This is a genomic window from Mycobacterium sp. pV006 (genome assembly GCF_041287115.1).
In the GTDB taxonomy this organism is placed as follows: domain Bacteria; phylum Actinomycetota; class Actinomycetes; order Mycobacteriales; family Mycobacteriaceae; genus Mycobacterium.
Map to the genome: position 1 here is coordinate 1 of NZ_JBGGKT010000063.1, position 410 is coordinate 410.

The window sequence follows — 410 nt, forward strand, 5'->3', positions numbered from 1 at the left end:
CGTCTTGCGACTTCGCACGGACCTGTGTTTTTAGTAAACAGTCGCTTCTCACTGGTTTGTGCCACCCCCTCCCGCTGCCGGCCGCAAGAGCCTTGACGGTATGGGGGTCCCCCTTCTCCCGAAGTTACGGGGGCATTTTGCCGAGTTCCTTAACCATAGTTCACTCGTACGCCTCGGTATTCTCTACCTGACCACCTGTGTTGGTTTGGGGTACGGGCCGTGTGTGTGCTCGCTAGAGGCTTTTCTCGACAGCATAGGATCACCGAATTCGCCTCAATCGGCTATGCATCACCTCTCAGACATGCAAGTGACGGATTTGCCTATCACTCGTCCTACAGGTTTACCCCAGTATTACCACTGACTGGTACGGCTACCTTCCTGCGTCACCCCATCGCTTGACTACTACCCAC

The 410-nt window shown here is 55.1% G+C and carries 1 rRNA gene; it reads right to left on the reverse strand.

Annotated features, from left to right (window positions below):
* Positions 1 to 410: ribosomal RNA gene (locus ACAG25_RS24805) — 23S ribosomal RNA — on the reverse strand; the annotation flags it as partial.